Raw genomic sequence first — 8,373 nt, 5'->3', positions numbered from 1 at the left:
GAGAGGCCGGCCTGCACCTTGTCGTGCAGGCCGGGAGCGGAGGCGCAGCTGGAGCGAAGGTGAGGGGGCGGCTCAGGACGAGGCTTGTCCGACCAAGCCCCCTCACCCTCGGCTGCCGCCTCGCTTCATGCCCCGGCAAGGGGGCATGAAGCCCTCTCCCCGCAAGCGGGGCGAGGGGATGCACGGCAAGCCGGATTGCACGGGCGAAAAACTACCCGTCGAGTCGCTGCCCGAGCCGCCCGGCGAGATCCTGGATGAACTGGAACGCCGTGCGCCCCGAGCGCGAGCCGCGGGTGGTGGCCCATTCGAGCGCCTCGGCCCGCAGCCGGTCCGGCTCGATCGTCAAGGAATAGCGCTCCGCGTAGGCGCGGATCATCGCCAGATATTCGTCCTGGCTGCACTTGTGGAAGCCGAGCCAGAGGCCGAAGCGGTCGGAGAGCGAGACCTTCTCCTCCACCGCCTCGCCGGGATTGATCGCGGTGGAGCGCTCGTTCTCGACCATCTCGCGGGCGAGCAGGTGGCGCCGGTTCGAGGTCGCGTAGAACAGCACGTTGCCCGGCCGCCCCTCGATGCCGCCGTCGAGCGCGGTCTTGAGCGACTTGTAGGAGGTGTCGTCGGCGTCGAACGACAGGTCGTCGCAGAACACCAGCCAGCGATGGGGATCGTTGCGCAGCAGGCTCATCAGCTCGGGCAGCGCCTCGATGTCCTCGCGGTGGATCTCCACGAGCTTCATCGGCCGGCTGCCCTCGGGCCGGCGGGCGTTGATCTCCGCATGCGCCGCCTTGACGAGCGAGGACTTGCCCATGCCGCGCGCGCCCCAGAGCAGGGCGTTGTTGGCGGGCAGGCCGCGGGCGAAGCGCTCGGTGTTCTCCACCAGCGTGTCGCGGGCCCGGTCGATGCCGGTGAGGATGCCGATCTCCACCCGGTTGACCCGCGGCACCGGAATCAGCCGGCGCTCGGGCCCCCACAGGAAGGCGTCGGCGGCGCCGGTGTCCACCTTCGGGACGGCGGGCGGGGCCGCGCGCTCCAGGGCTGCGGCGATCCGCTCCAGGAGCGGGAGAAGGTCGGCGGGCGTCGGCTCTGCGGCCATGATGGCGTCCGGGGGCTTGTCCGGTTTCAGGGGAGAGCGCCTTTTAGGCGCAACGGGCGGAGAAGGGGAACCATCAGGCCGCGGCCCCTGATGCATCGTCCCGCCGTTGCTTTCGAGTCGCCCCTCGCTATAGTCCGCGCGCTTTTCGGCAGGCTCGTCGTCGCAAGGCTCGGCGCCGCCGGGCCTGACGGGCTGCATGCCTCGGATCAGGAGTTTTCGCGTTGATCACCCCCGCCTTCGCGCAAGGAGCCGGTGCCGGAAGCGGCGCGGACGTCGCGTTGCAATTCGTGCCCTTCGTCCTGATCTTCGTGATCATGTACTTCCTGATCCTGCGCCCGCAGCAGCGCCGGCTCAAGGATCACCAGAGCATGGTGAAGAACGTCCGCCGGGAGGACACCATCGTGACCACCGGCGGGCTCGTCGGCCGGGTCACCAAGGTCGCCGACGACGCCTCCGAGATCGAGGTCGAGATCGCCCCGAACGTGCGCGTGAAGGTGGTGCGCACAATGATCTCCGAGGTTCGCGTCAAGGGCGCCCCGGTCAAGGCCTCCTGAGCGTCTTCGACGAGACTCCCGCCGCGCCGTCGTCGCTCGAGCGAGACCGGTGAGCGACCGGGAGCTTCGCGAGGCCTTCCGAGGCGCCACACGCGTGTGCCGGCCGTGAACGGCCGGCACCCATGACAAAAAAAGTCGGAACCGGGCGGATGCTGCGCTTCTCGAGAACCAAGATCGTCGCGACGCTCGCCGTCATCCTGATCGGCCTGAGCCTGGCCGTCCCGAGCTTCATCCCGGCCGACAGCCGCAAGGCCTTCATGGCCTCGCTGCCGTCGTGGTTCCCGAGCTGGATCATCCCGCAACGGGCGATCGTGCTCGGCCTCGACCTCCAGGGCGGCTCGCAGATCCTGCTGGAGATCGACCAGCCGGACCTCGTCCGCTCGATGGTCACGGGCCTGCGCGACGACGTGCGCCGCATCCTGCGCGAGGCCTCCGTCTCGCCCGAGGGCGGCATCCGCGTGATCAACCGCGGCGTGGAGCTGCGCATCCCCGACGCGGCGGCCCGCGCCAAGGTGATGCCGAAGCTGCGCGAGCTCGCCCAGCCGATCAACAACCCGCTGGCCGCCGGCGGCCAGACCCTGACGGTCAACGAGTCCGAGAACGGCACGATCCAGCTCGTCCTCACCGATGCCGGCGTCAACGACCGCACCCGCCGCGCCGTGAGCCAGGCGATCGAGGTCGTGCGCAAGCGCATCGATTTCGGCGGCACCAAGGAGCCGTCGATCCAGCAGCAGGGTTCGGACCGCATCCTCGTCCAGGTGCCGGGCCTGCAGAACCCGCAGGAGCTGGAGGACCAGCTCGGCAAGACCGCCAAGCTCGAATTCCGCATGATCGCCGATTCGCCCTCGGGCGACGTCGATCTGCTGACCTCGAAGGACGAGGGCGGCGCCAAGGTGCCGGTGGAGCGGCGCGTCATGGCCGACGGCAGCGACCTCACCGACGCCCAGCCCGCCTTCGACCCGCAGACCCACGAGCCGATGGTGAGCTTCAAGTTCAACCTGCGCGGCGCCCAGCGCTTCGGTCAGGCGACCTCGGAGAATGTCGGCCGGCGCATGGCGATCGTGCTCGACGGCGTGGTGCAGTCGGCCCCCGTGATCCGCTCGGCGATCACCGGCGGCTCGGGCCAGATCACCGGCAACTTCACCGTCAAGGACGCCAACGACCTCTCGATCCTGCTGCGGGCGGGCGCGCTGCCGGCCAAGCTCACCGTCGTCGAGCGCCGCGTGGTCGGCCCCGGCCTCGGCCGCGACTCGATCGAGGCCGGCAAGATGGCGACGCTGGTGGCCGCCGGCCTCGTCATCGCCTTCATGTTCGCGACCTACGGCACCTTCGGCTTCATCGCCAACATCGCGCTGATCGTCCATGTCGGCCTGATCCTCGGCCTGATGTCGGTGCTGGAGGCGACGATGACGCTGCCCGGCATCGCCGGCATCGTGCTCACCATCGGCACCGCGGTCGATTCGAACGTGCTGATCTACGAGCGCATGCGCGAGGAGGCGCGCTCCGGCCGTTCCCTGGTCTCGGCGCTCCAGGCCGGCTTCGACCGGGCGTTCGCCACCATCATCGATTCGAACTCGACCATGGCGATCGCCGCCCTGCTCCTGTTCTTCATGGGCTCGGGCCCGGTGAAGGGCTTCGCCGTGGTGTTCATCCTCGGCATCCTCACCACGGTCATCACCGCCGTGACGCTGACGCGCATGATGATCGCGGTGTGGTACAACTGGTTCCGGCCGAAGGCCCTGCCGTTCTGACGAACCCCGTTCGGGGATGACGCGCGGCCCGTCTGACGCGGGCCGCGAGACCGCTTCGCAAGGCTCAAGGCCCCGTGCGCCGCGCCTTCATGATCTGAGACCGACCATGCGCCTGCTCCGCCTCTGGCCCGACGAATCGCATTTCGACTTCATGCGGTTCCGGCGCGTCACCTTCCCGCTCTCGGCGGTGATGTCGGTCGTCACCCTCGTGCTGTTCCTCACGGTCGGGCTCAATTTCGGCATCGACTTCAAGGGCGGCACCCTGGTCGAGCTGCAGGCCAAGGCCGGCCACACGGCGGACGTCGCCGAGATCCGCCACACCGCCAACGGCTTCGGCTTCGGCGAGACCGAGGTGCAGGAGCTCGGCGGCCAGGGGCAGGTGCTGGTGCGCTTCCCGCTCCAGCCCGGCGAGCAGGGCCAGACCGCGGTGATGCAGAAGGCGCACGCCGCCTTCGACGCCGGCTACGATTTCCGCCGCACCGAGACGGTGGGCCCGCGCGTCTCGGGCGAGCTGGTGCAGTCCGGCACGGTCGGCGTCGTGCTCTCAGTGCTCGCCGTGCTGCTCTACCTGTGGTTCCGGTTCGAGCGCGAGCTGGCGCTCGGCGCCATCGTCGGCACCCTGCACGACATCGTGCTCACGGTCGGCGTGTTCATCATCACCCGCATCGAGTTCAACATGACCTCGATCGCTGCGATCCTGACGATCGTCGGCTACTCGCTCAACGAGACGGTGGTGGTGTTCGACCGCACCCGCGAACTGATGCGCCGCTACAAGACGATTCCGGTGGTCGAGCTCCTGAACCTCTCGATCAACTCCACCATGTCGCGCACGGTGATGACCTCGCTCTCCACCACCCTGTCGCTCGTGGCGCTGGTGCTGTTCGGCGGCGAGGCGATCAAGGGATTTGCCGTGGTGATGCTCTGCGGCGTGGTGATCTGCACCTACTCGGCGATCTTCGTCTCGACGCCGGCGCTGATCTATATCGGCCTGCGCCTGTCGGGCTCGAAGGCGTCGCATCGCGAGGCCGGCGTGCCTCAGGCGGCCGAGTAAGTGTCTCCCGCCGAACGCCCGCGGCCCCGTCGCAGCCGAGGGGAAGCGGCCGGCGACCGGGCGTCCGACATCGTCCGGTACGGGATGAGGGGAGGCGCGGCGTGAGCGAGGGACGGGTACCGGGTCAGATCCACGACGGCTTCCTGCCCGGCCGCCACGGCATCGACGCCTACGGCAATGGCGGCTTCCGCTTCGGGCAGATGTCCCATCGCGGCTCGATCCTGCTGCTGCCCTCGGGCATCCGCGCCTGGGACGTGAGCGCCCCGTCCGCCATCGACGGGCCGAGCCTCGCGCCGGTGATCGCCGAGGCCGAGGGGATCGAACTGCTCCTGATCGGCACCGGCGCCGACATCGTGTTCCTGCCCGACGCGTTGCGCCAGCGCCTGAAGGCCGCGGGCATCGGCGTCGATGCCATGCAGACGGGGGCGGCGGCGCGCACCTACAACATCCTGATGGCCGAGAACCGCAAGGTCGCGGCCGCGCTGATCGCCGTCACCTGAGTTCCAGAACGCCGCATGAGCCCCGCTCCATGACGCGCCCCGAGACCCGAACCGAGACGAGCCCGGAGGCCGGCAACGGCGGCCTCGCCTTCGCCTTCCGGCACTGCGAGGAGCTGGTGCGCGAGGGCGACCCGGACCGCTACTTCGCCGCCCTGTTCGCGCCCGCCGCCTTCCGCCCGCACCTCTTCGCGCTCGCCGCCTTCAGCCTGACCATCGCCCGCGTCCGCGAGGCGGCCTCGAACCCGATGGCCGGCGAGATCCGCCTGCAATGGTGGCGCGACGCGCTCCAGGGCGAGGCGCGGGGCGACGTGCGCGCCAACCCCGTCGCCGCGGCGCTCGAGGACGCGATCGTCGTGCGCCGCCTCGGACGCCAGCCCTTCGTCGACCTGATCGATGCCCGGGTCTTCGACCTCTACGACGACCCGATGCCGCGGGTGAACGACCTGGAGGGTTATTGCGGCGAGACCGCCTCGTCGCTGATCCGCCTCTCCGGCCTCGTGCTCGCGGAGGGAGCCGAGCCCGGCGGCGCGGCGGCGGCCGGCCATGCGGGCGTCGCCTACGGCATCACCGGCCTGCTGCGGTCGCTGCCCTGGCACGCGCGCCAGGGACAGGTCTACCTGCCGGGCGACCTGCTGCGCCAGAACGGCGTCACCCGCGAGGACATCGTCTCGGGCCGCGGCGGACCGGGCCTCGTGCGCAGCTGCGCCGAGCTGCGGGCGCTGGCGCGCCGCCATCTCGCCGCCTGCGAGGCGGCCCGCGCCACCATCGCCCCCGCCGCCCGGCCGGCCTTCCTGCCGACGGCTTTGGTGGAGCCCTATCTCGCGGCGATGGAGCGCCCCGGCTACGATCCGCTCAACAGCGTGATCGAGATCGCCCGCTGGCGCCGCCTGTGGCGGCTGTGGCGGGCGGCGCGCATGGGGCGGTGACGTCCCCTCCATTCGCTTCTTCATTGCGCCGTCCCCCCTCCCTGCAATAGGCCAGGGGGACGGCGCATTCTTGACAAATGATAATCTTTTTATGGCATCTTTACATTCGTTAGTCCAATATCGCGCTGGACGGCTACGGGGCCAGCGATGAGTTTGAAGATCAAAGGCACATTGTTCACCTTGATCGGCGGACTATCGATTGCAATCGTCGTCCAAGGCGTCGTCGCGACATCGCAGTTGCGGACCGTCAGGGACAGGGCGAGCGAACTGTCCGAAAACTGGATGCCGAGTGTGCGCGAACTCGGCGAATTGAAATACAGGATCACGCGTCTGCGTCTCGTGGATGCGCGCTTCGTCACGGCGGTCGAACCTGTCGCGGAGCTGGACAAGATCTCGGAGCAGCGCCTTGCCGAAGCCGCCCGGACGGCTGATCGCTACGCGTCGCTGATTGCGAGCGATGAAGAGCGAAACCTCTGGGATGCGTATCGCCGGTCCTGGTCCGACTATCTCGGTGTGCGGACCCAGCTCAAGGCCGCCGCCTACGACAACGACCACAAGCGGATGAGGGAGCTTTTCGCCGCCTCGCGCGCCTCCTTCGATGCCGCCCTGAAGCAGCTCGATGAGGACACCGCGCTCAACATCAAGGGTGGGGACCAGTCCAAGGCTGACGCAGAGAGCGCCTACGGACATGCGATCCGGATGTCGGTTGTGCTCTGCTGTGTCGCCCTCGCGATCGCCCTGGCCGGCTTGGCCTTCGTCATTCTCGGATTGACGCGCCCGCTCGATCGCTTGATCGGCCGGATGCGGCGGCTGGCGGAGGGTGACGCGGAGACGGATGTTCCCCACCTCGATCGGACCAACGAGATCGGTGCCATCGCCGGTGCGGTCGAGGCGTCGCGGGTCAATCTGATCCGGACCCGCCGCCTGGAAGAGGAAACCGAGCAGGCCCGCGCCTCGGCCGCGGAGCAGCGCAAGGCCGGCATGCGCCAGATGGCGGACGGGTTCGAAGCGGCAGTGGGCAGCATCGTCGGGATGGTGTCCTCGTCCGCCACCGAGCTTCGCGCCACCGCCGAGCAACTCACATCCACCGCCGCTCAGACGGCGTCCCGCTCGGTCTCCGTCGCGGCCTCCGCCGAGGAAGCATCCTCGACCGTCGGAGCGGCGGCCGCCGCAGCCGAGGAGCTGGGCGCCTCGGTTCGCGAGATCGGGCGCCAAGTGCAGGGCTCGGCCGAACTGGCTCAGATGGCGGTCGCCGAGGCCGACAAGACGGCGGGTCTCGTTCAGACGCTGAAGCTCACCTCCGCCAAGATCGGCGACATGGTCGGGCTCATCTCCAACATCGCCTCGCAGACGAATCTGCTGGCGCTCAACGCGACGATCGAGGCGGCGCGCGCGGGCGAGGCGGGCCGGGGCTTTGCCGTGGTGGCGACGGAGGTGAAGGAACTCGCCGGCCAGACGGCGCGCGCCACGGACGAGATCGCCGGGCAGATCGGGGCGATCCAGGGCGCGACCGATCAGGCGGTCATCGCCATCAGCGGCATCACCAGCCGCATCCGCGACATCGACAGCACGGCCGCCAGCATCGCGGCGGCGGTCGAGCAGCAGAGTGCGGCGACGCAGGAGATCGTGCGCAACGTGGCCCAGGCCGCGAGCGGCACGAACGAGGTCACCTCCAGCGTCACCGGTGTGGCGCAGGCTTCCGAGGAAACCGGGAACGCGGCCAGCCATCTGCTGTCGGCAGCGTCCGAACTGTCGCAGCAGTCAGAGCACCTCAATACGGAGGTCTCCCGTTTCCTTCAGACCGTGCGCACCGCCTGAGGCCGCGCGAGAAACCGCACGACCTCAGGCGAATGCTGTCGTGCGACCGCCTGGATCGACGCACGATCGGATCGGCCGAGGAGGGTCGCCTCAGCGCGCCTTCTTCGTCAGCTTCTGCGCGATCTCGAACATCTCCTCCGGCGCGTAGTCGGGCGCGAAGGCCGAGGGGATGCCGGTGAGCTGGTGGATCTTGCCGCCGTCGGGCATGCCCTCGACGACCTCCAGTTCACCCGGCGGATCGCCCGGCAGCGCGTGCTCGCCGCTGTTCCAGATCCCGGCGATGTCCCGGTAATCGTTCGGGCTCCAGGTGTAGAGCCGGCGGTGCGAGCCCTCCTGCAGGTACTTCTGGCACTCGGGGATCTTGTCGAGGTTGATATTCGGCGTCGGCAGGAACTTGTCGAGATCGACGCCGGTGATCTGCTTGAGCGCCAGCGCGTAGGCGTGGGCGTGGACCGAGCCACGCACCAGCAAGTAGCCGCAGACCTCGCGCCCCGTCGGGTCGGACAGGGTCTCGTAGACGCGCAGCTTGTGCAGGCGCGCGCCGCATTCGAGGTGGAAGTTGTGCAGGAGATCGACGACGACGTTGCCCGTCGAGGTGATGAAGTCGTTGTTCCAGGAGGCGCCGTTGCTGTTGATCGGCGCCGCGCCGCGGCCTTCCTCTCGAACGGCGGCGGCGCGGCGCC

General features: G+C 69.2%; 8 protein-coding genes. 6 read left to right on the top strand and 2 right to left on the bottom strand.

Going from position 1 to position 8,373, the window contains the following annotated elements:
• Positions 1 to 211: 211 nt before the first annotated feature.
• Positions 212 to 1,090, bottom strand: a complete 879-nt coding sequence (locus tag MFF42_RS13960) for an ATP-binding protein (RefSeq protein ID WP_238256273.1) — start codon at positions 1,088 to 1,090, stop codon at positions 212 to 214.
• Positions 1,091 to 1,311: 221 nt separating this feature from the next.
• Between MFF42_RS13960 and yajC the strand changes: the two genes are divergently transcribed.
• The 6 genes from yajC (at position 1,312) to MFF42_RS13930 (ending at position 7,690) form a co-directional block, all read left to right on the top strand.
• Positions 1,312 to 1,644, top strand: a complete 333-nt coding sequence (yajC, locus tag MFF42_RS13955; RefSeq protein ID WP_238256272.1) for a preprotein translocase subunit YajC — start codon at positions 1,312 to 1,314, stop codon at positions 1,642 to 1,644.
• Positions 1,645 to 1,793: 149 nt separating this feature from the next.
• Entirely contained in the window at positions 1,794 to 3,395 is a 1,602-nt protein-coding gene (secD, locus tag MFF42_RS13950) for a protein translocase subunit SecD (RefSeq protein ID WP_238256271.1), read from the top strand.
• Positions 3,396 to 3,501: 106 nt separating this feature from the next.
• Positions 3,502 to 4,446, top strand: coding sequence for a protein translocase subunit SecF (secF, locus tag MFF42_RS13945; RefSeq protein WP_238256270.1), 945 nt, complete (start codon positions 3,502 to 3,504; stop codon positions 4,444 to 4,446).
• 101 nt (positions 4,447 to 4,547) lie between these two features.
• A complete protein-coding gene (locus MFF42_RS13940) occupies positions 4,548 to 4,946 on the top strand; it encodes an Mth938-like domain-containing protein (protein WP_238256269.1) in 399 nt (132 codons plus the stop codon).
• Between the two features lie 29 nt (positions 4,947 to 4,975).
• Positions 4,976 to 5,872 carry a phytoene/squalene synthase family protein gene (locus MFF42_RS13935; protein ID WP_238256268.1) on the top strand — a complete coding sequence of 299 codons (897 nt, stop codon included), beginning with the start codon at positions 4,976 to 4,978 and terminating at the stop codon, positions 5,870 to 5,872.
• Between the two features lie 147 nt (positions 5,873 to 6,019).
• On the top strand, positions 6,020 to 7,690 hold the full coding sequence (locus tag MFF42_RS13930) for a methyl-accepting chemotaxis protein (RefSeq protein ID WP_238256267.1): 1,671 nt from the start codon (positions 6,020 to 6,022) through the stop codon (positions 7,688 to 7,690).
• Between the two features lie 90 nt (positions 7,691 to 7,780).
• On the opposite strand, the gene MFF42_RS13925 is transcribed toward MFF42_RS13930, so the two are convergent.
• The coding region (locus MFF42_RS13925; protein WP_238256266.1) for a manganese catalase family protein at positions 7,781 to 8,373 on the bottom strand (593 nt) is incomplete at its 5' end.

It is taken from the genome of Methylorubrum podarium, from assembly GCF_022179745.1.
GTDB classification, from domain to species: Bacteria; Pseudomonadota; Alphaproteobacteria; order Rhizobiales; family Beijerinckiaceae; genus Methylobacterium; species Methylobacterium podarium.
This window is presented reverse-complemented; position numbering and strand designations above follow the sequence as displayed.

Excerpts from the sequence above, each read along its gene's own strand:
- MFF42_RS13935 (WP_238256268.1), top strand. The coding sequence starts at position 4,976 with ATGACGCGCCCCGAGACCCGAACCGAGACGAGCCCGGAGGCCGGCAAC.
- secD (WP_238256271.1), top strand. The coding sequence starts at position 1,794 with ATGCTGCGCTTCTCGAGAACCAAGATCGTCGCGACGCTCGCCGTCATC.
- secF (WP_238256270.1), top strand. The coding sequence starts at position 3,502 with ATGCGCCTGCTCCGCCTCTGGCCCGACGAATCGCATTTCGACTTCATG.
- MFF42_RS13930 (WP_238256267.1), top strand. The coding sequence starts at position 6,020 with ATGAGTTTGAAGATCAAAGGCACATTGTTCACCTTGATCGGCGGACTA.
- MFF42_RS13960 (WP_238256273.1), bottom strand. The coding sequence starts at position 1,090 with ATGGCCGCAGAGCCGACGCCCGCCGACCTTCTCCCGCTCCTGGAGCGG.